This is a genomic window from Sphingomonas lacusdianchii (assembly GCF_022664395.1).
Lineage (GTDB): Bacteria > Pseudomonadota > Alphaproteobacteria > Sphingomonadales > Sphingomonadaceae > Sphingomonas > Sphingomonas lacusdianchii.
On record NZ_JAKRET010000001.1, the window covers coordinates 32,610 to 55,917 of the forward strand.

Here is a 23,308-nt window from a genome sequence, read left to right on the forward strand (position 1 = left end):
CATGTGCGGCATCGCCGGCCTCTTCCATCCCGCCAGCCCCAAGCCGGTCGATCCCGCGCGGATCGTCGCGATGACCGACGCACAGGCGCATCGTGGGCCAGACGGATCGGGGGTATGGACGGCGCTGGGCGTCGGGCTGGGCCATCGGCGGCTGTCGATCATCGATGTGGCGGGTAGTCCGCAACCGATGGCGCTGCCCGGCGAGGGACACGTCGTCACCTATAATGGCGAAATCTACAACTTCGCCGAACTGCGCGCCGAACTGACCGCCCGGGGCGCGGTGTTCCGGACGCAGGGCGATACCGAAGTGCTGCTCCATGCATGGACGGCATGGGGGCCGGACATGCTGGCGCGGCTGAACGGCATGTTCGCCTTTGCCATTTACGATGCCGATCGCCAGTCGCTGTTCGTCGCGCGCGACCGGATGGGGGTGAAGCCGCTCCATTATGTCGAACTGGCCGATGGTGCGGTGGCGTTCGCGTCCGAACTGAAGGGGTTGCTGGCGCACCCGCTGGTGCGGCGGACGCCCGATCTCGCCGCAATCGAGGATTACATGGCGCTCGGCTATGTGCCCGACGACGCCTGTATCGTCGCGGGGGTGCGCAAGCTGCCCGCCGGGCATTTCCTGTGGATGCAGCGCGGACGGCCGGTCCCCGAGCCGGTGCGGTGGTGGGACATCGACTTTTCGACGCGCGCAAAGGGTAGCACGCGCGATCTGCAGGCCGAACTGGTCGAACGGATGCGCGAAGGGGTGCGGTCGCGGATGGTCGCCGATGTGCCGTTCGGCGCGTTCCTGTCGGGCGGTGTCGATTCGTCCGCCGTCGTCGCGCTGATGGCGGATGCGAGCCGCGCACCGGTGCAGACCTGTACGATCGGGTTCGACGAATCGGGGCATGACGAACGCGGCCCGGCGGGAGAAATCGCCGCGCGCTTCGCGACCGATCATGCGGTGCGGACGGTGCGCTCGGACGATTTCACGCTGATCGACACGCTGGTCGCGGCGTTCGACGAACCCTTTGCCGATGCATCGGCGCTGGCGACCTATCGCGTCTGCGCATTGGCGCGCGAACGGGTGACGGTGGCGCTGTCGGGCGACGGTGCCGATGAGGCGCTGGCGGGATATCGCCGCTATAAATTCCATGCCGCCGAGGAGCGGGTACGGGGCTTGCTTCCGCCGAGCTTTCGCGAGCCGGTGTTCGGGGCGCTCGGAGACGTGTATCCGAAGGCGGATTGGGCACCGCGCCCGTTTCGTGCCAAGACGACGCTGCTCGCTTTGGCGCAGGATGGCGACGAAGCCTATGCCGGTGCAGTCGGGGTAACGACGCCCGGTGTGCGGCAGTCGCTCTATACGCCGGCAATGGCGCGGCAATTAAGCGGGCATCGCGGCGAGGATCGCTATGTCGCGGCGATGCGGGCGGCACCGGCCCGCGATGCGCTGGACCGGGCGCAATATGCCGATTTCCGACACTGGCTGCCGGGCGATATCCTGACCAAGGTCGACCGGACCAGCATGGCCGTCGGGCTGGAAGCGCGCGAGCCGCTGCTCGACCACCGACTGATCGAATTCTGCGCCACCTTGCCGTCCGCGCTGCGATTGCGGTGGGGCGAGGGCAAGTGGCTGATGAAGAAGGCGCTGGAGCCATGGCTGCCGCGCGACATTCTGTACCGGCCGAAAATGGGGTTCGTGACCCCGGTGAGCGCGTGGTTTCGCGGGCAGTTGGCCGATGAGGCGGCGGCGCTGACGCGGTCGCCGGTGCTGGCGAGCTGGTTCGACCTGCATGCGATCGAGCGGATCGTCGCCGACCACCGCGCCGGGCGGGCCGAGCATGGTCGGACGCTGTGGCAGTTGGTGATGCTGGAGCGGAGCGCGGCGCGGCTGTTCGGATAGTCCAAAGTTCACGAAAGTCACACTCGCCCGCAATTCCCGGCTACGCGGTCGGTGCCGTATGTACAGCCCTGGTCCGGCGCGACGCGGGGGGCGTCGGGATCGGCGACGATGGCGAAGCAGGCGAGGGTAGGAAAGCGATATCGGCGCAAGGCAAGGCGGCGGGGGATCGCTCCCCCGCCGCCTGCTTGTCCGGTGATGGACCGACGATCAGTCGAACATCTTGCCGAAGGCGCGCTTGGCGCGGTCCTTCCACGCGCCGCGATGATAGGCGTCCGACGCCAGCAGCGGCATGACCGAGCCGGCTTCGGCGAAGACCATCTGTTCGAGCGCGGTGTCGACCTTGCCCCAGCTGGCCGCCTCCTTCAGCGTCGACGACGAGCAGGCGCCGTCGCGCACGTCGGCGACGGTGATCTGCACCGCGTATTTGTGCATCTCGACGTCGTCGTGACCGAGGATTTCGGCGCAGACGACGGTGTCCTGGATGAAGTTCTTCGGCACGCCGCCGCCGATCATGAGCAGGCCGGTGGTGCCCGCCTTGATCTTGATGTCGGTCAGTTCGCGGAAGTCGGCAATGGCGTCGAGCACCATGTACGGCTTGCCTTCTTTCGCGCGGTCGACCTGGTGCTTGACGAGGCCGAAGCCGGCCGAGCTGTCGACGAACGCCGGGCAGAAGATCGGCACGTCATGCTCGTAGGCGAGCTTGACGAGGCTGTTTTCCTTCTTGCCATGCTCCGACAGATACTTGCCCATCTCGCGGATGAAGGCGCGCGACGAATAGGCCTTCGGTTCCAGCGAGTCGGCGATCTTGCCGATCGTGTGGTCGCAGTCCTGCAGCTGCTCTTCGTCGATATAGGTGTCGTAGATGCGGTCGATATAGAGCGAGCGCAGCGTGTTGTCGTCGGGGATTTCCAGCGCCTGATAATGCTTGTGGCCAAGCCCTTCGAAGAAATCCATGTCGACGATCGACGCGCCGGTGGCGACGACGCCGTCGATCATGTTCGAGCGCAGCAGTTCGGCGTACAGGTCCATGCAACCGCCGGCCGAGGTCGAACCGGCGATCACGAGGAAGATCGAGCAGTCCTTGTCCTCCAGCATCTGGTTGTAGATGCGGGTGGCGCGCGCGAGATCGCGGCTGGTGAAGCTCATCTTGCCCATCGCGTCGATGATCGGGCGGGCGTCGAACTTGGTGATGTCGACATGCTCGACGGTGGTCGAAAGCAGTTCGGCCTTGCGGGTGTCGTTGATCGTCGTGTCGGTCATGATGGTCCCATCATCATCGATAAGCCGTCGTCGTTATGGGGACGCGGAAACCCGGTTTGGCCTCCTGCCCACATGTTGCGGGAGGAGCCGATGGCGGTCGCATAGCGGCAAAGCCATGCAAAGCCCACCCCCGGCCCCTCCCGCTACGCAAGCGGGAAGGGGGAGGTGGCTGGTTAGGATGGTGTCGTTACAGCTTGACGACGTTGTTCGAAACGAACGCCGGCATCGGATCGAGCTCGATATACATCGACTCCATCGGTTCGTCGTCGGTCAGGACGGTCTCGCCATTGCCGAAGCCGTTGAACGCGGTGCGCATGGCCGAGCCATAGGCGCCGAGCATTCCGATCTCGAAATAATCGCCGCTGCGCGTATCGGCCGGCAGCGGGAACGGGCCCTGCATCTGGTCGATATCGTCGCAGGTCGGACCCCAGAAGCTGAAGTCCATGTCGCGCGCGTCCGATTCCGGCTGCCGCAGCAGCTGCACCGGATATTTCCAGCCGATATGCGCCGCATCGAACAACGAGCCATAGGCGCCGTCGTTGATGAACAGCTCCGACCCGCGGCGATGTTCGACGCGGACGACGACCGATGCGTATTCGGCGCAGAGCGACCGGCCCGGTTCGGCCCAGAGTTCGGCCGAATAGCTGATCGGCAGGCTTTCGAACGCGCGGTGGATCGTTTCGAAGAAACGCTCCAGCGGCGGCGGGGTCATGCCCGGATAGCGCGACGGGAAGCCGCCACCGACGTCGATGACGTCGACGGTGACGCCGGCATCGACGATCGCACCACGAACCCGCTCCATCGCGTTGCTATAGGCATCGGGCGACATGGTCTGGCTACCGACATGGAAGCAGATGCCCAGCGCATCGGCGACCTGACGCGTGGCGATCAGCAGTTCCCTGGCTTCACCCGGACCAACGCCGAACTTCGAGCCGAGCGACAGCTTCGCATATTCGGACGACACGCGCATCCGCACGCACAGGGTCAGATCGGTCGCGCCATCGGTGGCGGCGACGATCTTTTCCAGCTCGTCCATGCTGTCGAGCGAGAAGGTACGCACGCCATGGTCGAAATAGGCCTCGGCAATCGCTTCCGGCGCCTTGATCGGGTGCATGAAATGGCAGGTCGCTTCCGGCAGCGTCGCCTTCACCAGACGAGCCTCGCCGATCGACGCGGTGTCATAGTGGACGATGCCGTTGTCCCACAGGACACGCAGCAGGTCGGGCGACGGATTCGCCTTTACCGCATACATCGAGCGCCCCGGAAACTTCTCCACGAAGAATCGGGCTGCGCGCGCGGCGGCGTGCGGGCGAACGACCGTTACCGGTTCGACCGGTCGGCGCTCTGCGATGTCGATCCCGCGCTCGAACGAGGAGTCACGGGCGATAAAGGGGGCAGCTAGCCCCAGCGCGCTATGGTGCTCGGCCAATTCAAGGGACCTCCAATTGCCTTTCGGCATACGGTGACAAAAAGCTGCCTTGCGGTTGGAAGTCCCATGGGGCAGCGGAGGCGCGATCTATGACCCACAAACCTTGATGTAAAGTGTTTGTGCGGCGGAAAGTGCAATTTATGACGATTATGCGACAACCCACCCGTGCCGGCGTCCGCGATGCGGCGGCGAAGATGGCGGAAATCCTTCCATATTCCCCGTTGATGATACGCGAAATCAATGGCTTGCCGGTTGCTTTGAAGATGGAGTCCCTGCAACCCATCGGCGCGTTCAAATTGCGCGGGGCATGGCACCGCCTGACCGCGCTGAGCGACGAATCGCGGCTGCGCGGCGTCGTCGCCTTCTCGTCGGGCAATCATGCGCAGGGCGTCGCATGGGCGGCGAAGCGGCTGGGTATGCCGGCGACCATCGTCATGCCCGCCGACGCGCCGGAGACGAAGCTGCGGGCAACGATGGCGCTGGGCGCGGAGGTCGTGCGCTACGACCGGGCGACCGAGAGCCGCGAAAAGATCGCCGCCCATCTGGCCCATGCGCGCGGTGCGACGCTGGTGCCGAGCTTCGACGATGCGTGGGTGATTGAGGGGCAGGGTTCGGCCGGGATCGAAGCGGCGGAGCAGATGGCCGCCGCCGGGTTGCCGCAACCGTCGCGCGCGATCGTGCCTTGCGGTGGCGGCGGCCTTTCGGCGGGGATCGCGCTGGCGCTGCCCGATGCCGAGATCGTGACGGTCGAACCCGAAGGATGGGACGATATGCGCCGCAGCCTCGAAGCCGGTTGGATCGAACCGGTCGGCGATGCGCCGCCCCCTACCGCCTGCGACGCGCTACAGACGACGCGCGTGGCGGAGCGGACCTTCGACGTGCTGTCGCGACGCGGCGCTACCGGGGTGGCGGTCAGCGAGGCGGAAATCGCCGATGCGCAACGATGGGCCGCGCGACACTTGCGGGCCGTGGTCGAGCCGGGCGGCGCGGTGGCGTTGGCGGCGGTCCTGTCGCGCCGGGTGACGGTCGAGCCGGGCACGCTGGTGCTGGTGTCCGGCGGCAATGTAGATCCCGTCGCCTATGGCAAGGTCATTGCCGCGTGACGGAGGATCCCGCGGGAACGCTGCTCGCCGTGCTGATGCTCGTTGCCATCCTGCTGATCGTGTTCGGGGTCAGGATGATCGGGCGGGGGGAGCGGCGCAACGGTTGGCTGATGCTGGCGTGCGCCGTCGTGATGGTCGGGAATGTCGCGATCTGGACCGTTTAGCCGTTAGTCGCGTTGCGGCGACATGCGATAGCTACGCTGGTCGAGCGCCTGCCCTGCATTGGCGGCGTTTTGCGTGTCGATCTGCATCCATTCCGCCTTGGTGCGGCAAACCGGACGCGCCATGATCGAACCGGTCGTCACCTCGCGACGGCAGATCTTCTTCTCGGGCTTCGGGGTTTCGGCAGCGGGCGCGGTCTGGCTCGCAGCGACAAGTAGCAGCGTGAACAACATAGTGCGGCAGTCCTGTAACGGAGCATTGACAGCATCCTATGGTGTTCAAGCAATATGACAAGCATGAATGCCCGGCGCGGCGGAACCACGTCGTCGGTCGGCGTGGGTGCTCCGCCGGGCGGGCTGTCTCGCAAGGCGCGGGTTAGCGGTGCTAATCCGCTGCAGCGAGCCTCACTTGATCGGCGAGTTCGGGTCCAGCCGCATGTCCAGATACTTGTCCACGCTGCCCATCAGTTCGGGCATCTCGTTCTGGAAGAAGTGGTTGGCGCCGGGAATGGTGTCGTGATGAATGGTGATGTGACGCTGGGTCCGCAGCTTGTCGACCAGCTTCTGCGTCGCGGCGGGGGTGACGACCTCGTCAGCATCGCCCTGGATGATGATGCCCGATGACGGGCACGGCGCGAGGAAGGTGAAGTCGTACATGTTCGCCGGGGGCGCGATCGAGATGAAGCCGCGGATTTCCGGACGGCGCATCAACAGCTGCATGCCGATCCACGCGCCGAAGCTGACCCCGGCGATCCACGTGGTCTGGGCTTCGGGGTGGAAGCTTTGCACCCAGTCGAGCGCCGAGGCGGCGTCCGACAATTCGCCGACGCCATTGTCGAACGTGCCCTGGCTCTTGCCGACGCCGCGGAAGTTGAAGCGCAGCGTCGCGAAGCCGCGGCGCTGGAACGTCTTGTAGAGTTCCTGGACGATGCGATTGTTCATCGTGCCTCCCGACGACGGGTGCGGGTGCAGGATCATCGCGACGGGCGCGCGGGGGCGTGGAGCGGGGGCGAAACGGCCCTCCAGTCGACCTTCGGGACCGGGGAAGATGACTTCGGGCATGGGACGTCCTGCTAACAAATGGGCGCGGCAATGGCGCGGAATGGGATCGCGGCTATATAGGCGTACCCATTCGGAACGGAAGTGTTTTGACGACCCGCATCTATCTCGACCATGCCGCGACCACCCCGATCCTTCCGCAAGCGGCGGCCGCCGTCGCCGAGGGCATGGCGTGCTGGGCCAATCCGTCGAGCCCCCATGCCGAGGGGCGCGCGGCGCGGCGAATTCTGGAGGACGCGCGCGGCCGGATCGCGAAGGCGCTGGGTTGGGATGGCGAAGTCATCCTGACCAGCGGGGCGAGCGAGGCGCTAGCGATCGGGCTGGGCCGGGCAAAGCGGACGCGACGACTGGTGTCGGCGGTGGAGCATGACGCGGTGTTCCGGGCGGCACCGGGCGCGGACGTGTTGCCGATCGTCAAAGGGGAGCCGGACGAGGACGCGCTGGCCCAATACCTAGCCGCCGACCCGCCGCCGGTCGTCGCGGTGCAGGCGATCAATTCGGAAACCGGCACGATGCTGCTGCCCTACGCCAGCAATCCGGCGATCGCGATGGTGCGGGATGCGGGTGGGCTGGTGCTGGTCGATGCGTCGCAGGCGGCGGGGAAGTATGTGCTGGCCGACGCCGACATGATCGTGGTGTCGGCGCACAAGCTGGGCGGACCGCCCGGGATCGGCGCGCTGTTGCTCCGCGACTATGCGATGGTCGCTCCCGATGGTGGGCAGGAATCGGGCTATCGTGGCGGGACCGAGAATTTGCCGGGGGTGCTGGGTTTTGCCGCCGCGCTGGAGGCGGGAGGGCTGGAGTGCTGGGCGACCAGCATCGACGAGCGCTTGCGCTTCAAGGACCGGTTGTGCGAGGCGGGCGAGGTGATCCAGCCCGGCGTGCAATGCTCGCACATCTTCGCGGTCGCGCATGCGACGCTGCTGGCGGCGGCGCAACTGATCCGGCTCGATGCGATGGGCTTCGCGGTATCGGCGGGGAGCGCCTGTTCGTCGGGGACCCTGAAACGCAGCCGGGCGCTGGCGGCATTTGGCATACCCGGCGAGGTCGCGGACCGGACGATACGGGTCAGCCTCGGCTGGTCGACGACGACGGACGAACTCGACCGTTTTGCCGATGCCTATGCGGGACTGGGGCGGCGATGACCTATCTCGATTATCAGGCGACGACGCCGCTCGCGCCACAGGCGTTCGACGCGATGGTGCCGTGGCTTCGCGACCATCATGCCAATCCGCACTCGCCGCACCGCGAAGGGCGGCGGGCGAGGGCGGCGGTCGAGGTCGCCCGGGCGCAGGTGCTGGCAGCGTTGGCACCGCAGGAGGACGGGCGGCTGTTCTTCACCAGCGGCGCGACCGAAGCGGCGAACTGGGCGCTTGCCGGCACCTTCGAACGCGCGGGTTCCGCCAGGCCGAAAGTGGTGACGATCGCGACCGAGCATAGCTGCGTGCTCGACACCGTTCGGGCGCTGGTGGCGCGCGGGGCGGAGGTGGTGGTGCTGCCGGTTGGTACGGACGGTCTGGTCGATCGCGGCGCGGCGATGGCCGCGATCGACGAGCGGACGGCACTGGTCGCGGCGATGCTGGTCAATAATGAAATCGGGGTGGTGCAGCCGATCGCATGGCTAGGCGAGCTGGCCCGGTCGGTCGGGGCGGTGATGGTCTGCGATGCCGTACAGGGCTGGGGACGGGTCGCGTTGCCGGTCGCCGCCTGCGACCTCATCGCGGTGTCGGCGCACAAGGTCTATGGGCCGAAGGGGATTGGGGCGTTGTGGGTCCGCGCCGGGTCGGAGCCGGCGGCGATCCTCCACGGTGGCGGACAGGAGGGCGCCTTGCGATCGGGTACGCTCAGCCCGGCCCTGTGCGCCGGCTTCGGAGCAGCGGCAGCGTTGCTGGCGCAGGATGATCCGTCCCATATCGAGACATTGTGGGCCGCCGCGCGCGAGACCCTGTCGGCAACTAACTGGATATTGAATGGCGATGCCGAGGCGCGGTGGCGCGGCAATCTGAACGTGCGGATGGACGGGTTGGATGTGGCGCGGTTGATGAGCGAATGTCGTGACATCGCCTTTTCCGCCGGGTCGGCCTGCGCGAGCGGGTCGGGGCGGACCAGCCATGTGCTGCGCGCGATCGGGTTGAGCGATGCGCAGGCGAAGAATGCGATTCGTGTCGGGTTCGGACGGTACACGACCAAAGAGGAACTGGTGCAGGCGGTGCAGACGATCGATCGCGCGGCGCGGGGGCAACGATGATCGTCCGCTTTGTTCGCTCCGAGGGGAGTGTCGAGGAAGTGCGCGGTGCGGCCGGCGACCGGCTGCTCGATCTGGCGCAGGCCTATGATCTGCCGTTGGAGGGGACTTGTGGTGGACAGATGGCCTGTTCGACCTGTCACGTCATCGTCGATCCGGTCGACGCACCGCGCCTGCCCGCCGCGAGCGAGGAAGAGGAAGATATGCTCGATTTCGCCGAAGGGGCGGTCGCGACGAGCCGCTTGGCGTGTCAGATCGTGCTGGACGAATCGCTCGATGGCCTGACGGTGCGGGTGCCGGCATCGGCGCGCGACGCGCGGCGGTAACGCTCGATGAGCAGCACCGCGACCGCGCCGCTCGCATAGGCGATGAAGTCCTTCGGATCGAATCCGTTGCCGAGGATCATGCGCGCAAAACGGTTGTGGTCGAGGCCGACAGCCCGGAGCAGCCGGAAATATTGGCCGAACTCGATCGCCACGGCGACGGCGAAGGCGACCAGCGTCGCTGGCACCACCGGCAACCGCGTCACCGCACGAAGGCCGGCATAGACCAGCACCACCGCCAGCGCGTCGCCGACATAGGGGCGGACGATCGGATCGTTCAGGAACAACGCGATGGCCAGTTCGATCGCCAGCAGCGCGATGGTAAGCGCGGCATAGCCTTTGTGCAGTCGCATGAACGCTCCCCCCGAAGTGCGACGGCCATGGCGTGCGACGGATACCGACGCAAGCGCTTGCCCCGGTGCGGCACCACCGCCTAAAGACCCGCGATGACCGTGAACGTCGATATGGGGACGGACCCGGCGGGCAAGACCGTTCCCCTTGATCTCGAAGAATTGTTGGCGACGCGATTGCTGGTGCAGGGCAATTCGGGTTCGGGAAAGTCGCATCTTCTCCGCCGCCTGCTCGAACGCAGCGCCGGCCATGTCCAGCAGGTTGTGATCGATCCCGAAGGGGATTTCGTGACGCTGGCCGGGGCCTATGGCCATGTCGTCATCGAGGCGGCCGACCATAGCGAACGCGAGGTCGCCAAATTCGCGACGCGCGCGCGCGAGCATCGCGCGTCGGTGGTACTGAGCCTCGAAGGGCTGGAGGCCGAGGGGCAGATGAAGTGCGCCGCGTCGTTCCTCAACGCGCTGTTCGATGCGCCGCGCGAGCATTGGTATCCCGCGCTGGTCGTCGTCGACGAAGCGCAGCTGTTCGCGCCGGCGGGCGGGGGCGAGGTGGTCGAGGAGGTGCGCCGCGCGTCGCTGTCGGCGATGACCAACCTGATGTGTCGCGGTCGCAAGCGCGGCCTGGCCGGCGTCATCGCGACGCAGCGTCTGGCGAAGCTGGCCAAGAACGTCGCGGCCGAAGCATCGAACTTCCTGATGGGCCGCACCTTCCTCGATATCGATATGGCGCGCGCCGCCGACCTGCTGGGCATGGAGCGGCGGCAGGCAGAGGCGATCCGCGATCTGCAACGCGGCCATTTCCTTGCGCTTGGACCGGCGGTGTCACGGCGACCGCTATCGATCAAGATCGGGCCGGTGCAAACCTCCGCCCGCAGTGGCAGCCCCAAGCTGACCCCGCTGCCGACCGCGCCGGTGGCGGATATCAAGGACCTGTTGCTGGCCCCGGTCGAGGCGATGCTGCCGCTGGGCCCCCCGATCCGGCATGTCGCACCGCCCGAAGCGGTCGAGGCGGCGATCGCGGCGCCGGTACGATCCGGCGCGGCACCGGATTTGCCCGAACGATCGGCCGATGAGACCGACACGATCGTCGCCGACGTGTTGCGGGCGCTGGTCGAGGATGAGGGGGATCAGCCGCGCGCGGCGGCGGTGCTCTATCAGGATTTCGACGTGCGCTGCCGCATGGTCGGTCTGCCGCGTCCGCCGCTCGACCTGCCGGCATTCACCCGGCGGCTGGCGTGCGCGCGGGCGGGCATTTTCGAAGCACCCGACGACGAATGGGCGCAGGCACTGGCGATCGCCGATGTGCTGCCCGACGATATGCTCGGCGCGTTCATGCTGATCGCCCGGGCGGCGCGGGAAGGGCGGCCATGCCCCAGCGATGCCGAGATCGCGCGGACCTATGGCACCAGTTCGCTCGGCCGGGTGAAGCGGCTGCTGGCGTATATCGAGGGGCGCGAGTTGCTGGTGTGCCGGATCGACCTGGCCGGCAAGCGCTCGATCGCGTTGCCGCATCTGGGGTGGACGACCGAGGCGGCGGAGGCGGCTTGAATCCTCCCCGGACCGGGGAGGGGGACCAGCCGCAGGCTGGTGGAGGGGGGTATCCGCAAACGGTCCGCTTGTGGCGCCCCCCCTCCACCACCGCTTCGCGGCGGTCCCCCTCCCCGTGCCGGGGAGGATTTAGGGTCTCGAATACCGATCCTTCACCAATCGCCACGTCGCGCGTAGGCCATAGGCTTCGCCACCCTTTGCCCGACCCGGCTTGGCACTGGCACGCCATGCGAAGGTGTCGAGATGCGCCCATGCCGTGCCCGGCGTCACGAAGCGACGCAGGAACAGCGCGGCGGTGACTGCGCCGGCCATGCCGCCTTCGGGTGCATTCACCATGTCGGCGATGTCAGATTTCAGCATGTCGTCATAACCGTCCCATAGCGGCATGCGCCACAATGGATCGTCCTCGGCGGTACCCGCCGCCAGCAGATCGGCGGCGAGTGTTTCGTCATTGGCGAAGGTCGCGGGCAGATCGGGGCCGAGCGCGACGCGGGCCGCGCCGGTCAGCGTCGCGAAGTCGATCAGCAGTTCGGGGTGTTCCTCGCACGCTCTGGTCAGGGCATCGCCCAGCACCAGTCGGCCCTCCGCATCGGTATTGGTGTTCTCGACCGTCAGCCCTTTGCGCGTGGCGAGCACGTCGCCGGGACGGAAGCTGTCCGCCGAGACGCTGTTCTCGACCGCCGGGATCAGCAGGTGGAGCCGGACCGGCAGATGGGTTTCCATAACCAGCCCCGCCAGCGCCAGCGCATGCGCCGCCCCGCCCATATCCTTCTTCATCAGCCGCATGCCCGACGACGGCTTGATATCGAGCCCGCCGCTGTCGAAGCACACGCCCTTGCCGACCAGCGCCACGCGCGGATGGGCGGGATTGCCCCAGACCAGTTCGATCAGGCGTGGTTCGCGGCCCTTGGCAGCGGCCTTGCCGACCGCGTGGATCATCGGATAGCCGGTTTCGAGGTCGCGACCGCTGGTGACGGTGACGGTCGCGCCGTGGGCGTCGCCAAGGGTGCGGACGGCCGTCGCGAGTTCGGCCGGGCCGAGATCGGCAGCGGCAGTGTTGACCAAGTCGCGGACGCGCGCGGTGGCGGCGGCCTGTCGCAGCGCCTCGTCGATCCGGGCGGGTTCGTTGGACAGCAGCACGCGCGGGGCGTCGTCCTCGCCCTTGCGGTAACGGGTGAAGCGATATTGCGCGGTCGCCCAGCCGAGCTTGGCCGGGCCGGGCGTACCGCCGGCGAGGCGATAGCTGCCGGGCGGGAGCAGGGCGGGCAAATGGGCCAGATCCCATGCCGAAAGCTTGGCGGGGTCGTTGACGACGGTGGCGACCGACCAGTCGTCGGGCTGCTCACCGGGCAGCGTCGCGGTCTTGCCGGCCTTTGCGAGCAAGCGCTGGGCGGTGGCCGCAGCGCGGATGCGCGGCGGCTGTGCCGCGAGCCATGCGTCGAATAGGTCGGCGGGAATCAGGTGGATGGTGCGGGCGGGCTGCCCACGGTCGGCGACGATCGTCGGTGTCATGGCCGTAATGGTGGGGGTGGCGCGCGCAAAACGCAATCCTCCCCGGAACGGGGAGGGGGACCAGCTAAGCTGGTGGAGGGGGGCCTCCGCAAGCGGTACGCTGCCGGCCAGCCCCCTCCACCACCGCTTCGCGGCGGTCCCCCTCCCCGTACCGGGGAGGAGTTAGGCTAGAGGAACGCCGTACAGATCGTGTTCGTCGGCGTCCTCGACCTCGACTTTCACGATGTCGCCCTGGGCCAGATGCCCGGCGTCGCGCAGGAACACCTCGCCGTCGATGCCCGGCGCGTCGGCCGTGCTGCGGCCGGTCGCGCCGCCTTCGTCGCCGACCTCGTCGATGATGACGTCGACGGTGCGACCGATCTTCGCGGCGAGCTTGGCAGCGGAGATCGCGGCGGTCTTTTCCATGATCCGGGCGTAGCGCTCTTCCTTGACCGCTTCGGGCACCGGGTCCGGCAAGGCGTTGGCGGCGGCACCCTCGACAGGTTCGAAGCGGAACGCGCCGACCCGGTCGAGCTGCGCTTCGTCGAGCCAGTCGAGCAGATACTGGAAATCGGCCTCGGTCTCGCCGGGGAAGCCGACGACGAACGACGAGCGGATCGCGATGTCCGGAGAGACTTCCCGCCAGCCGCGCAGGCGCTCCAGCACCTTGGCGTCATTGGCCGGACGCTTCATCGCCTTCAGCACATTGGGCGAGGCATGCTGAAACGGGATATCGAGATAGGGGAGTACCAGCCCTTCCGCCATCAGCGGGATGATGCTGTCGACGTGCGGATATGGGTAGACGTAATGCAGGCGCACCCATGGCGCGATCTGCCCGAGTTCGCGGGCGAGATCGGTCATGTGCGGCACGACCTCGCGCCCCTTCCAGGCCCGCGGTTCGCGGCGAATGTCGATCCCGTAGGCCGAGGTGTCCTGGCTGATGACTAGCAGTTCCTTCGTCCCTGCCGCGACCAGCTTTTCCGCTTCGCGCAGGATCGCGTCGGGACGTCTGCTGACAAGGTCGCCGCGGATCGACGGAATGATGCAGAACGAACAGCGGTGGTTACAGCCCTCCGAAATCTTCAGATAGCTGTAGTGACGCGGCGTCAGCTTCAGCCCGCTTTCAGGGACCAGGTCGACGAAGGGCGAGGGGATTGGCGGCGCGGCTTCGTGGACCGCGTCGACGACCTGTTCATATTGGTGCGCGCCAGTGACGGCCAGCACCTGCGGGAAGCGGGCGCGGATCGTCTCCGCTTCCTGCCCCATGCAGCCGGTGACGATGACGCGGCCATTCTCCGCGATCGCCTCGCCAATCGCTTCGAGCGACTCTTCCTTGGCGGAATCGAGGAAGCCGCAGGTATTGACCAGCACCACGTCCGCCCCGGCATAGTCGGGCGACATCTGATAGCCGTCGCTGCGCAGCTTGGTCAGGATGCGTTCGCTGTCGACCAGGTTCTTGGGACAGCCGAGCGAAACCATCCCGACACGGGGGGGCGAGGGAAGACGAGTTGCCATGATCGCCGGGTCACATAGCGATTTCGGCGAAAAATGATAGGGGCAGCGGAACGCCATTCGCTCCGCTCCCTTGGGAGCGGGCCGGTGCCGGGATCAGATCATTGCCGGAACAGGAAGAAGGCGCCCCCCGCGATCAACGCGAAACCGATCATATGATTGACCGTGATCTTCTGCCCCAGATAGGCGACCGAGAAGATCGCGAAGATGGTCAGGGTGATGACCTCCTGCATGCCCTTCAGCTGGGCGGCCGAATAGACCTGCGACCCGATCCGGTTGGCGGGGACGGCGAGACAATATTCGAAGAAGGCGATGCCCCAGCTGACGACGATCACGAAGAACAGGGGCGCGCCCTTATGCTTCAGATGGCCGTACCATGCGAAGGTCATGAAGATGTTGGAGGCGATCAGTAGAACGATCGGCCAGATACGGGCAGCGTCGGGCATTATCGGGTCACCACTTCGACGATCGTGTCGCCGGGTTGCAGGTTGCGGGCTTCGGGGCTGTCGAACCGGATCTTGCCGCCCTGCCGATAGATGCGCAGGCCGAGACCGGTGGTGATCGCCGACAGCGGCTGGCCGACCTCGTGCGGAGCGACCGGCCGTTCGGACAGCGCGACCGACCCGTCGATCGAGGCGAGATCGAGCATATAATCGGCGATATGCGGTCCCCGGCACGATCCGGCTAGCAGCAACCCGGCGAAGCTGACCGGATTGATGACGGTCGTCGCCCCGGCGGCACGGGCGGGAAACTCGTTATCCTCTGCCTTCACGATCACACTGATCGTCAGGTCGGGGGCAAGATGGCGGGCGGTGAGCGTCACCAGCACCGACGTATCGTCGCGACCGGTGGCGACGATCAGCGCGCGGGCGCGGGCGATGCAGACATCGTTCAGTGTGGCATCGCGGGTGGCGTCCGCCAGCAGCACGATACAGCCGAGTTTCTGCGCACGATCGAGATGCGCCTGCACCGGTTCGATGACGACGATCCGGCGCGGGTCCTCGCCACGCGCGATCAGTTCGTCGACCGCTTCGGAACCGGTCTTGCCGAAACCGGCCACGACGATGTGTCCGGTCAGCTTGTCTTGCAACAGCGCCATGCGCCAACGCTCCCAACTGCGCCGAAGGACGAATTGATAGGTCGTGCCGATGAACAGCAGCACGACGAACACCCGGATCGGCGTAACGATCAACGCATCGAATAGTCGCGCGCGTTCGGTAACGGGTGCGATATCGCCATAGCCGGTCGTGGTGATCGAGATCATCGTGAAGTAGATGACGTCGGCGAAACTCACCTGCCCGTCATAGTTGTCGCGCAGTCCTTCGCGATCGAACCAGTGGACCGCGACGGCGATGCCGACCAGCGTCAGCACCGCGACCACCCGCCACAGGATCGACGCCCAGACCGGCAGCGGCGACGATTGCCGCAGGATCGCGCGGCGGGGCGGCGGCGTCACTGGCGCGGCAGCCGCGACAGGGGATCGACGGGGGTCCGGCCCGACCGGATTTCGAAATGGACCGCCGGGCGCTCGGCATAGCCGGTGTCGCCCGACAGAGCGATTTTCTGCCCCTTCTTCACCGCCTGTCCCCGCTGGACCAGCAACTGGCTGGCATGGCCATAGACGGTCGTCAGGCCGCTGCCATGGCGGATGATGACCACACCGCCAAGGCCCGGCACGCCGGTCCCGACATAGGCGACAGTGCCGGCGGCGGCGGCGGCGATCGGCGTGTCGAGCGGGACCGCGATCTTGATGCCGTTGTTGCGTTCGCCGCTGTCGCCCGCGCCGAAGCGTTTGAACACGCGGCCATCGACCGGCCAGATCAGCGTGCCGGGGTTGCTGCTGGGCGGCGCGACCGCTGCGGTCGAGGGCAGCACCCGGCGTGGCGAGGTGACGGCGGGGCTGGGGCGGGCGTTCGGCTCGATCGCCGGTTCGCCACCGGTCAGAATGTCGTCGATGTCGAGCTGGAACGCGGCGGCGCGTTCGGCGGCGGAGCGTGGTGCCGCATCCCCCGGGATCAGGATACGCTGTCCGGCGCGCAGGATGAACGGTTCGCTGAGTGCATTGGCGGTGGCGATGCGCGACCAGTCGACGCCGTAGGCGCGGGCGATGGCGATGCCGGTCTCGCCCCGTCCGACCATGTGGTAGCGACCGCCGGGGATGGTCAGCCGCTGCCCTGCGCGGATCGGGAACGGCGGCGGCAGATTGTTGGCGCGGGCGATCGCTTCGGTGCCGGCCCCGGTCGTGTTGGCGATGCCCCGCAGCGTATCGCCGGGGCGGACGATATAGCTGCTGGCTGCCACGCTGCGGGCGTTGGGCTCGACCCGCTTCGCTTCCCAAGCGGGCGGGGGCGAGGGCAGCGCAGTGACGCCTTCACCTTGCGGTTCGGTGGCGGGTGGCGTTCCGGGCGCAACGGTCGGGAGGGTTTGCTGCGCAGGCGTAACCCGGCCCGCGTTGGACGGGATGCATCCGCTGACACCGATCATCAGCGCCGCTGCTACCGTACCCCGTTTCACGAACCGCATCACCGCCCCCGTTCGTCGTTCAACCCGCCGGTGTCAGCACGTCCTGTCCGATGTAGCGGCGCAGCGCTTCCGGCACGACCACTGAACCGTCGGCCTGCTGGTAATTCTCCAGCACCGCCACCAGCGTGCGACCCACGGCAAGACCCGATCCGTTGAGCGTATGGACGAAGCGCGTCGCCTTCTCTCCCTCCGGCCGGAAGCGAGCGTTCATCCGCCGCGCCTGGAAATCGGTGCAGGTCGAACAGCTCGAAATCTCGCGATAACGGCCCTGACCCGGCAGCCAGACTTCTAGGTCGTAGGTCCGTGCTGCCGAAAAGCCCATGTCGCCGGTGCACAGCTTCATCCGGCGGAACGGCAGGACGAGGCGGTTGAGAATATCCTCGGCCGCCTGCGTCATCCGCTCATGCTCGGCGTCGGACTGATCGGGGGTGGTGATCGACACCATCTCCGCTTTCTCGAACTGATGTTGGCGGATGAAACCGCGCGTGTCGCGGCCGGCGGCACCGGCTTCCGACCGGAAGCACATGGTCAGCGCGGTAAAGCGCAGCGGCAGTTCGCGCTCGGCGAGGATCTGTCCGGCGACGATGTTGGTCAGCGACACTTCCGCCGTCGGGATCAGCCAGCGATCGTCGGTGGTGCGGAACAGGTCCTCGGCGAATTTGGGCAACTGGCCGGTCCCGAACAGCGCCTCCCCGCGCACCAGCACCGGCGGCACGACCTCTTCATAGCCATGGATGCCGGTCAGCGTGTCGAGCATGAACTGGCCGAGCGCGCGGTGCAGTTTCGCCGCGGCCCCGCGCACCAGCGTGAAGCGCGCACCCGACAGCTTGGCGCCGGTTTCGAAATCGAGGCCGATGGCCGGGCCGATCGAGTCATGTTCGCGCGGTTCGTATCCGAAGGCAGTCGGATCGCCGACCGTCTTCTCGACGACATTGTCGTTTTCGTCGGCGCCCTGCGGCACGTCCGCCAGCGGCAAATTGGGGATCGCGGCGAGGCTGGCATTCAGTTCTTCGGCGAGGGCCGCCTCTTCCGCTTCGATCGCGGGCATCCGCTCCTTCAGCGCGGCGACCTCGGCCATCAGCGCCTGTGCGGTGGCCTCGTCGCGGCTCGCCTTGGCCGCGCCGATCGCCTTCGACGCTTCGTTGCGGCGCGCCTGTGCGACCTGCACTTCGGTCAGCAGCGCGCGGCGGCGTTCGTCGAGATCGGCCAGCGCCGCCGATCGCGGCTCGATGCCACGGCGGGCAAGGGCGGCATCGAAGGCGGCGGGATCGTCGCGGATCAGGCGGATATCGTGCATGGCCGGGCTATGGCGAGCGATCCGCAGCCATGCAAGCCGCAACCGCCGCCGCTGCCGGTGCGTTGGGCGAGCAGCGAAACCCGAGGAGAGATGGAATGCGGATACCCCATGACGCGTGCGTGTTGGTCGCCGATGGCCGCAAAATGCTGTTCTTCCGCAACGAGGGCGATGCGAATGCGCCCAACCTGATCGTCGAGGATCAGGCGATGCAGGCCAACCCTGCTGATCGTCATCAGAAGACCGATGCCGCCGGCCAGGCGCAGTCGATCCGCGGCGGCAATTTCGCGCAGGGCGGCGGCAGCATGGGCGAAACCGATTATCACCAGCAGGCCGAAGACCGGTTCGCCGCCGATGCGGCCGAACTGCTCCGCAAGCGTGCGCTGGCCAACGAATTCGAAGCGCTGATCGTCGTCGCGCCGCCCAAGACGCTGGGCGAGATGCGCAAACATTATCACAAGACGGTCAGCGACCGGCTGACCGGTGAACTTGACAAGGACCTAACCGGCCATCCGGTCGATCAGATCGAGAAGCTGATTTCGGCCGCCTGACCGGCGCGGGGGCCGCGCGCTGCCGCGCGGTCCCCTATGCGGCGTCGGCGGTCTTGCGAGCGAAGCGCTTGCGCACGACCAGCGCCGCGGCGGCGCCCCCGAACAACAGTAGCATCGGCGGTGCCGGCACCGGCGTCGGACCGTCGGGTCCGGGCGGCGGCTTGCCGTGCGAGCTGCCGTTCGAACTCCATCCGCCATTCGAGCTCCAGCCCTTGCTCGACGAGCCGTTCGACGAGGACGAGGACGAGGTCGAGCTGCTGGTCGATCCCGACGACGCCGAGGAGGTGCTGGTCGAGACATTGCCGCTCGACGACGAGGAAGTGGACGACGACACGTCGCCGCTGGACGAAGCCGACGATGCGACATTGCCGCTTGAGGACGAGGACACGTTCCCGCTCGACGAGGACGACACGTTCCCGCTGCTGCCGCCCGAGGCGGACGAGGTGCTGCTGGTGCTCGACACGCCGCCGGTGCTGGTCGACGATCCGCCCGAGGAGGTCGAGGACGACGTCGCGCCGGACGAGGTCGAAGAGGACGAGCCGCCCGACCCCCCGGAAGAAGTCGATGTCGAACCGCCGCTGGTGCTCGACGTCGACGACACCACAATCCCGCTCGACCCGCCGCCCGAGCCCCCGCCGCCGAAGAAGCCGCCGGCGAAGAAGCCGCCGCCAATGCCCCCGCCGCCGGTGCCACCGACCAGCACCGGGCCGCCGCCGAAGCCGCCGCCACCGGTCATGGGCGGCATGTCCGCGCCGGCAAAAGCGGGGGGCAGTGGCACTGGCGCTGCCTGGCTGGCAACGGTCACGACCGTCGGCGGGCAGACATTGGTGGTCCGTGTAACGACGCGGGTGACGACCCGGCGCGGGGCGGGACGCGGCGCGGCGCGCTTGGTGATGGCACGCTTGGTGATCGCGCGTTTCGTGATCTCCCGGTTCTGGGCCGATTCCGCGACGTGTACCGCGCCGCCGCCGATGACCGCGCCACCGCAGGCACATGCGCACAGTTTCGCAAGGGCCATCTTTACCGACATGCCACACCATTCTTTCACTAGAATCGACGACGACCGCGTCGCCGCGGTGTATCGGATCGATTTGCGCCACCAAGACAAAACAAAGCGTAAAACGCAACCCGCTTCGGGTTCAAATTCCAGCCTTATTTCGGAACGGCAAGACATGCCAGTCGGGGATGCTGGTTAACGTACCGTAAAGGGACGTGGGTGGATAAGGGAACCTATCCGGTTAACCCTGTGAACAACGGGCATTTCGTCGGTTGGTCCTGAACGCTTGTGGTGCCGCCCTCCGCCCGATATAGGCGCGCGGACGAATGAGAGGGGGCACCCTGCCGATTTGGTCGGAGGGAAGCTCCGGGGTGGAGATTGGGGATGGCCACGGTTTTGAGCGACACGACACAACCTCTCGACATACCGCCGCCGGCGAACGACGACGGATATCGCCCCCACGCGGACGAGCCGTTCATGAACCCGCGGCAACAGGCCTATTTTCGGGCCAAGCTGCTGGCATGGAAGGATGCCATCCTGCGCGAGTCGCAGGATACGCTGGCGCATCTGCAGAATGAGTCGTTGCGCGAGGCGGATCTGACCGATCGCGCATCGAGCGAAACCGACTGGTCGATCGAGTTGCGCACCCGCGACCGGCAGCGCAAGCTGATCTCCAAGATCGAGGCGGCGCTGCGCCGGATCGACGATGGCGAATATGGCTATTGCGAAGTGACCGGGGAACCGATCGCGCTGGGCCGGCTGGAAGCGCGCCCGATCGCAACGATGACCGTCGAGGCGCAGAGTCGCCACGAACGGCAGGAAAAGGTCTCGCGCGAGGAATAGCGCGGATGCGAAGCGCGGGGCCGGTGCCCGACCCCGCGCGGTGCGTCACAGCGACGCGATCTCCTGCTTCACCAGCAGCTTGCGTTTCTTGAGCGACGACAACAGCGACTGGTCGGGCGATGGCCGCTGGGTTTCGACCGCGATCTGTCGGTCGAGCGTCGCATGTTTCGCTTCGAGTGCGGTGAGGTGGGCAGACTGCATCGTTGCATCCTCCTGCTTGGCTGTTGGGGGAATGAGTAAAACACAGGAACGGGCGAATGTCGCCATGTCGGATGGGATTTTCGACATGACGTGTCAAAATCGCTGACGGACCGTTGCCAGCGCCCGGGCGGCGGGTGACAATGGCGGGCGATGGACGAATCGGACCTTGAACAGCGGCTCGGCATGCTCCGGATCGAGCACCGCGACCTCGACGACGCGATCGCGGCGTTGGCGTCGGCGACTCACCTCGACCAGTTGCAGCTGGCCCGGCTGAAGCGCCGCAAATTGCGCCTGCGTGACGAAATGGCGGCGATCGAGGATCAGTTGATCCCCGACATCATCGCCTGATCGTCACGTTCGGGGACGTTCGGAACAGCTGGTCGATCAGGCGCCTCTTTCGCGAGTCGTGGGGGCGTGGCATTCTGCGCCGATGGACGTACCGGCAAACGGCGCGATGGTGCATCGCCGACTGATCGATTCGATGTATGTTGAGGCAATGGTGCTGGCCGACGAGGCCCGGGCCTATTTCGATCAGGGCGGGCTGGCCGAACGGGCGATGCTCGACCCGATGGCGCGGGTCGTCCTGTCCTGCGAGTCGCTGAAGATCACCACCCGGCTGATGCACGTCATCGCATGGCTGCTGACGCAGAAGGCTATCGATGCGGGCGAGATGACGGTGGAGATGGGCGACGATCCGATGCGCGCGCTGCCCGCCGGGCCGGAAACCGAGGATGACGCGCTGGCGACGATGCCGGCCGGAACGCAGGGCCTGATCCGCGCGAGCATGGACTTGTACCGCCGCGCCGAGCGGATCGAGCGGTCGCGCAGCGCTCCCCCGGCGGCGAGTCCCGCGCGGGCGATGTTCGAACGGCTGGCGACGCGGCTATAGCAGGCGGGCGCGGGCGGCCTGATATTCCGCGGCCATGCGCGTGATGCGATCGGCCGCGGGGACGACCGCATCGACCGCGCCGATGCCCTGACCGGCGCCCCAGATATCCTTCCACGCCTTTGCACCCGAACCGAAATTCATCGCCGAATGGTCGCTTTGCGGCAGGGCGTCGGGATCGAGGCCGGCGGCGACGATCGAGGCTCGCAGATAATTGCCGTGTACGCCGGTGAAGAGGTTGCTGTAGACGATATCGTCGGCGCGGCCGTCGACCACCGCCTGTTTATAGGCGGGTACGGCATTGGCTTCAGCAGTGGCGATGAAGGGCGAGCCGACATAGGCCAGATCGGCCCCCGCCGCCTGTGCGGCCAGCACCGCGCCGCCATTGGCGATCGCGCCGGACAGGGCCAGCGGGCCGTCGAACCACTGCCGCACTTCCTGGGTGAAGGCGAAGGGGTTCAACCGGCCGGCATGGCCGCCCGCGCCGGTGCAGACGAGGATCAGACCGTCGGCGCCTTTCTCGACCGCCTTGTGTGCGAAACGGTCGTCGATGACGTCGTGCAGGGTGATGCCGCCCCAGCCATGAACGGCGGTGTTGAGATCCTCGCGCGCGCCGAGCGAGGTGATGACGATCGGCACCTTCCATTTGGCGCAGGTGGTCAGGTCGGCCTCGAGCCGGTCGTTCGAGCGGTGGACGATCTGATTGACCGCGAAGGGGGCGGCGGGGCGGTCGGGATGGGCGCGGTCATGCGCGGCCAGTTCCTCGGTGATGCGGTGCAACCATTCGTCGAGTTGCGCCTGCGGACGGGCGTTGAGCGCCGGGAAGGAGCCGACGATCCCCGCCTTGCACTGGGCGATCACGAGGTCGGGGCCGGAGATGATGAAGAGCGGCGAGCCGATCACGGGGAGGGCGAGCGTGTCGAACAGGGAGGGAAGCGCCATATGAGTTTCATAGCGCAACCGTAATGGCTGTCCAGTGGCGGAAGTTGGCGAAGTTGACACGAAGTTGGTGTCGCCGGGCGGGATTCGTTTATAACAAAGATAGCAATTGTAATTGGTTAGGTTGCATCGTTGGGTCCGATGTTGACACCGAATACGCCATTGGCTGCAGATCGGAACAGCGCTTTCACAGAACATAGCCCTTGTCGCATCCGCCGGCATTGTAGGAAAGTTCGGCCGGCGGAGATGGCGAACGCCTTCTTAACCCTCCTGTCCTACCGTTTGCCGGTACAGGAAGGGGAAGGATCGATGGTCGAAGTCGCGCGCAAGCGGAGCCTGGTGCTGTTCGAGATCGGTGCGGCGGCGCTGTTGCTGCTGCTGGCGTTCGGGGTGGTGGCGAAGGGGGTGCTGGAGATGCACCGCTATCCCAGCCAGCCCGTGGTGGCGGCGGCGTTCGAGGCGCCGGCCGGGTGCGACTATGCCGGTTCGAAGCCGGTCGCGCAGGTGCCGGCGGCGTGTGCGACCGCGGCATATCGGTTGACCAAGCTGACCGATCTGGGGCTGGGTGCCGCCAAGGGCGACGTGCATTGGTACCGGGTCGGTGACGATGCGCTGCTGCTGCTGTGTTTCGAGGGCGGCGATGCCTGTGCGGTGCGCGGGCGGGTGTCGGGCAAGTTCGTGCGGGCGGCGGGGGTGCAGGCCTAG

26 protein-coding genes are annotated in these 23,308 nt (G+C 66.8%); 13 read left to right on the forward strand and 13 right to left on the reverse strand.

The genetic code is table 11. The annotated features are described in order from the left end of the window. Position 1: 1 nt before the first annotated feature. On the forward strand, positions 2 to 1,888 hold the full coding sequence (locus MF607_RS00150) for an XrtA/PEP-CTERM system amidotransferase (protein WP_242115385.1): 1,887 nt from the start codon (positions 2 to 4) through the stop codon (positions 1,886 to 1,888). Between the two features lie 207 nt (positions 1,889 to 2,095). Here the strand turns inward: MF607_RS00150 and MF607_RS00155 are convergent, their stop codons facing one another. Both MF607_RS00155 and MF607_RS00160 read right to left on the reverse strand, forming a co-directional pair. Further along, entirely contained in the window at positions 2,096 to 3,148 is a 1,053-nt protein-coding gene (locus MF607_RS00155; protein ID WP_242115386.1) for a 1,9-bis(guanidino)-5-aza-nonane synthase, read from the reverse strand. Between the two features lie 187 nt (positions 3,149 to 3,335). Continuing rightward, positions 3,336 to 4,577, reverse strand: a complete 1,242-nt coding sequence (locus tag MF607_RS00160) for a type III PLP-dependent enzyme (RefSeq protein ID WP_277925629.1) — start codon at positions 4,575 to 4,577, stop codon at positions 3,336 to 3,338. A 140-nt stretch (positions 4,578 to 4,717) separates the two neighbouring features. On the opposite strand from MF607_RS00160, the gene MF607_RS00165 reads away from it, so the two are divergent. Both MF607_RS00165 and MF607_RS00170 read left to right on the forward strand, forming a co-directional pair. After that, on the forward strand, positions 4,718 to 5,680 hold the full coding sequence (locus MF607_RS00165; protein ID WP_242115387.1) for a threonine ammonia-lyase: 963 nt from the start codon (positions 4,718 to 4,720) through the stop codon (positions 5,678 to 5,680). Further along, on the forward strand, positions 5,677 to 5,844 hold the full coding sequence (locus tag MF607_RS00170) for a hypothetical protein (RefSeq protein ID WP_242115388.1): 168 nt from the start codon (positions 5,677 to 5,679) through the stop codon (positions 5,842 to 5,844). The genes MF607_RS00165 and MF607_RS00170 overlap by 4 nt, the downstream gene beginning before the upstream one ends. Positions 5,845 to 5,847: 3 nt before the next feature. Here the strand turns inward: MF607_RS00170 and MF607_RS00175 are convergent, their stop codons facing one another. Continuing rightward, a complete protein-coding gene (locus MF607_RS00175; protein ID WP_242115389.1) occupies positions 5,848 to 6,075 on the reverse strand; it encodes a hypothetical protein in 228 nt (75 codons plus the stop codon). Between the two features lie 171 nt (positions 6,076 to 6,246). Further along, positions 6,247 to 6,903: an alpha/beta hydrolase gene (locus MF607_RS00180; protein ID WP_055784189.1), complete on the reverse strand. Its 657-nt coding sequence runs from the start codon at positions 6,901 to 6,903 to the stop codon at positions 6,247 to 6,249. 86 nt (positions 6,904 to 6,989) lie between these two features. Between MF607_RS00180 and MF607_RS00185 the strand changes: the two genes are divergently transcribed. The 3 genes from MF607_RS00185 to MF607_RS00195 are packed head-to-tail and all read left to right on the forward strand — an operon-like array spanning position 6,990 to position 9,471. Continuing rightward, on the forward strand, positions 6,990 to 8,045 hold the full coding sequence (locus MF607_RS00185) for a cysteine desulfurase family protein (RefSeq protein WP_242115390.1): 1,056 nt from the start codon (positions 6,990 to 6,992) through the stop codon (positions 8,043 to 8,045). Further along, complete coding sequence (locus tag MF607_RS00190) at positions 8,042 to 9,148, forward strand: cysteine desulfurase family protein (RefSeq protein ID WP_242115391.1); 1,107 nt, start codon at positions 8,042 to 8,044, stop codon at positions 9,146 to 9,148. Before MF607_RS00185 ends, MF607_RS00190 begins: the two co-directional genes overlap by 4 nt. Further along, on the forward strand, positions 9,145 to 9,471 hold the full coding sequence (locus MF607_RS00195; RefSeq protein WP_242115392.1) for a 2Fe-2S iron-sulfur cluster-binding protein: 327 nt from the start codon (positions 9,145 to 9,147) through the stop codon (positions 9,469 to 9,471). The genes MF607_RS00190 and MF607_RS00195 overlap by 4 nt, the downstream gene beginning before the upstream one ends. Here MF607_RS00195 and MF607_RS00200 read toward each other — a convergent pair. Next, complete coding sequence (locus tag MF607_RS00200) at positions 9,396 to 9,821, reverse strand: ribosomal maturation YjgA family protein (protein WP_242115393.1); 426 nt, start codon at positions 9,819 to 9,821, stop codon at positions 9,396 to 9,398. The genes MF607_RS00195 and MF607_RS00200 overlap by 76 nt on opposite strands. Before the next feature lie 93 nt (positions 9,822 to 9,914). Between MF607_RS00200 and MF607_RS00205 the strand changes: the two genes are divergently transcribed. Then, on the forward strand, positions 9,915 to 11,366 hold the full coding sequence (locus tag MF607_RS00205) for a helicase HerA domain-containing protein (protein WP_242115394.1): 1,452 nt from the start codon (positions 9,915 to 9,917) through the stop codon (positions 11,364 to 11,366). Between the two features lie 129 nt (positions 11,367 to 11,495). Here the strand turns inward: MF607_RS00205 and MF607_RS00210 are convergent, their stop codons facing one another. The 6 genes from MF607_RS00210 to serS all read right to left on the reverse strand — a co-directional run bounded on the left by MF607_RS00210 (position 11,496) and on the right by serS (position 18,189). Then, complete coding sequence (locus MF607_RS00210; RefSeq protein WP_431311882.1) at positions 11,496 to 12,887, reverse strand: leucyl aminopeptidase family protein; 1,392 nt, start codon at positions 12,885 to 12,887, stop codon at positions 11,496 to 11,498. A 153-nt stretch (positions 12,888 to 13,040) separates the two neighbouring features. Then, positions 13,041 to 14,372 (reverse strand): 30S ribosomal protein S12 methylthiotransferase RimO, encoded by a 1,332-nt coding sequence (gene rimO, locus MF607_RS00215; RefSeq protein ID WP_242115396.1) that lies wholly within the window; start codon positions 14,370 to 14,372, stop codon positions 13,041 to 13,043. A 98-nt stretch (positions 14,373 to 14,470) separates the two neighbouring features. Beyond that, entirely contained in the window at positions 14,471 to 14,815 is a 345-nt protein-coding gene (locus tag MF607_RS00220; protein ID WP_056451668.1) for a DMT family protein, read from the reverse strand. Continuing rightward, positions 14,815 to 15,825 carry a potassium channel family protein gene (locus tag MF607_RS00225; RefSeq protein WP_242115397.1) on the reverse strand — a complete coding sequence of 337 codons (1,011 nt, stop codon included), beginning with the start codon at positions 15,823 to 15,825 and terminating at the stop codon, positions 14,815 to 14,817. The genes MF607_RS00220 and MF607_RS00225 overlap by 1 nt, the downstream gene beginning before the upstream one ends. Beyond that, the gene (locus MF607_RS00230; RefSeq protein ID WP_242115398.1) at positions 15,822 to 16,892 is read right to left on the reverse strand and encodes a M23 family metallopeptidase; all 1,071 of its coding nucleotides are present in this window, start codon (positions 16,890 to 16,892) and stop codon (positions 15,822 to 15,824) included. Before MF607_RS00230 ends, MF607_RS00225 begins: the two co-directional genes overlap by 4 nt. Before the next feature lie 19 nt (positions 16,893 to 16,911). Then, complete coding sequence (gene serS / locus MF607_RS00235) at positions 16,912 to 18,189, reverse strand: serine--tRNA ligase (RefSeq protein ID WP_242115399.1); 1,278 nt, start codon at positions 18,187 to 18,189, stop codon at positions 16,912 to 16,914. Positions 18,190 to 18,284: 95 nt separating this feature from the next. Between serS and MF607_RS00240 the strand changes: the two genes are divergently transcribed. The 3 genes from MF607_RS00240 to dksA all read left to right on the forward strand — a co-directional run bounded on the left by MF607_RS00240 (position 18,285) and on the right by dksA (position 20,577). Then, a complete protein-coding gene (locus MF607_RS00240) occupies positions 18,285 to 18,737 on the forward strand; it encodes a host attachment family protein (RefSeq protein ID WP_242115400.1) in 453 nt (150 codons plus the stop codon). 68 nt (positions 18,738 to 18,805) lie between these two features. Beyond that, positions 18,806 to 19,933, forward strand: coding sequence for a hypothetical protein (locus MF607_RS00245; protein WP_242115401.1), 1,128 nt, complete (start codon positions 18,806 to 18,808; stop codon positions 19,931 to 19,933). Between the two features lie 185 nt (positions 19,934 to 20,118). Then, complete coding sequence (dksA, locus tag MF607_RS00250) at positions 20,119 to 20,577, forward strand: RNA polymerase-binding protein DksA (RefSeq protein WP_242115402.1); 459 nt, start codon at positions 20,119 to 20,121, stop codon at positions 20,575 to 20,577. A gap of 45 nt (positions 20,578 to 20,622) precedes the next feature. Here dksA and MF607_RS00255 read toward each other — a convergent pair whose 3' ends face one another. Beyond that, positions 20,623 to 20,778, reverse strand: a complete 156-nt coding sequence (locus tag MF607_RS00255; protein WP_242115403.1) for a YdcH family protein — start codon at positions 20,776 to 20,778, stop codon at positions 20,623 to 20,625. 150 nt (positions 20,779 to 20,928) lie between these two features. Here MF607_RS00255 and MF607_RS00260 point away from each other — a divergent pair, with 150 nt between their 5' ends. Both MF607_RS00260 and MF607_RS00265 read left to right on the forward strand, forming a co-directional pair. After that, positions 20,929 to 21,126: a YdcH family protein gene (locus MF607_RS00260; RefSeq protein WP_242115404.1), complete on the forward strand. Its 198-nt coding sequence runs from the start codon at positions 20,929 to 20,931 to the stop codon at positions 21,124 to 21,126. 82 nt (positions 21,127 to 21,208) lie between these two features. Beyond that, positions 21,209 to 21,667 (forward strand): DUF1465 family protein, encoded by a 459-nt coding sequence (locus MF607_RS00265; protein WP_242115405.1) that lies wholly within the window; start codon positions 21,209 to 21,211, stop codon positions 21,665 to 21,667. On the opposite strand, the gene MF607_RS00270 is transcribed toward MF607_RS00265, so the two are convergent. Beyond that, on the reverse strand, positions 21,662 to 22,606 hold the full coding sequence (locus MF607_RS00270; RefSeq protein WP_242115406.1) for an NAD(P)H-dependent flavin oxidoreductase: 945 nt from the start codon (positions 22,604 to 22,606) through the stop codon (positions 21,662 to 21,664). The genes MF607_RS00265 and MF607_RS00270 overlap by 6 nt on opposite strands. A 306-nt stretch (positions 22,607 to 22,912) precedes the next feature. Here MF607_RS00270 and MF607_RS00275 point away from each other — a divergent pair, with 306 nt between their 5' ends. Then, positions 22,913 to 23,308, forward strand: a complete 396-nt coding sequence (locus MF607_RS00275; RefSeq protein WP_242115407.1) for a hypothetical protein — start codon at positions 22,913 to 22,915, stop codon at positions 23,306 to 23,308.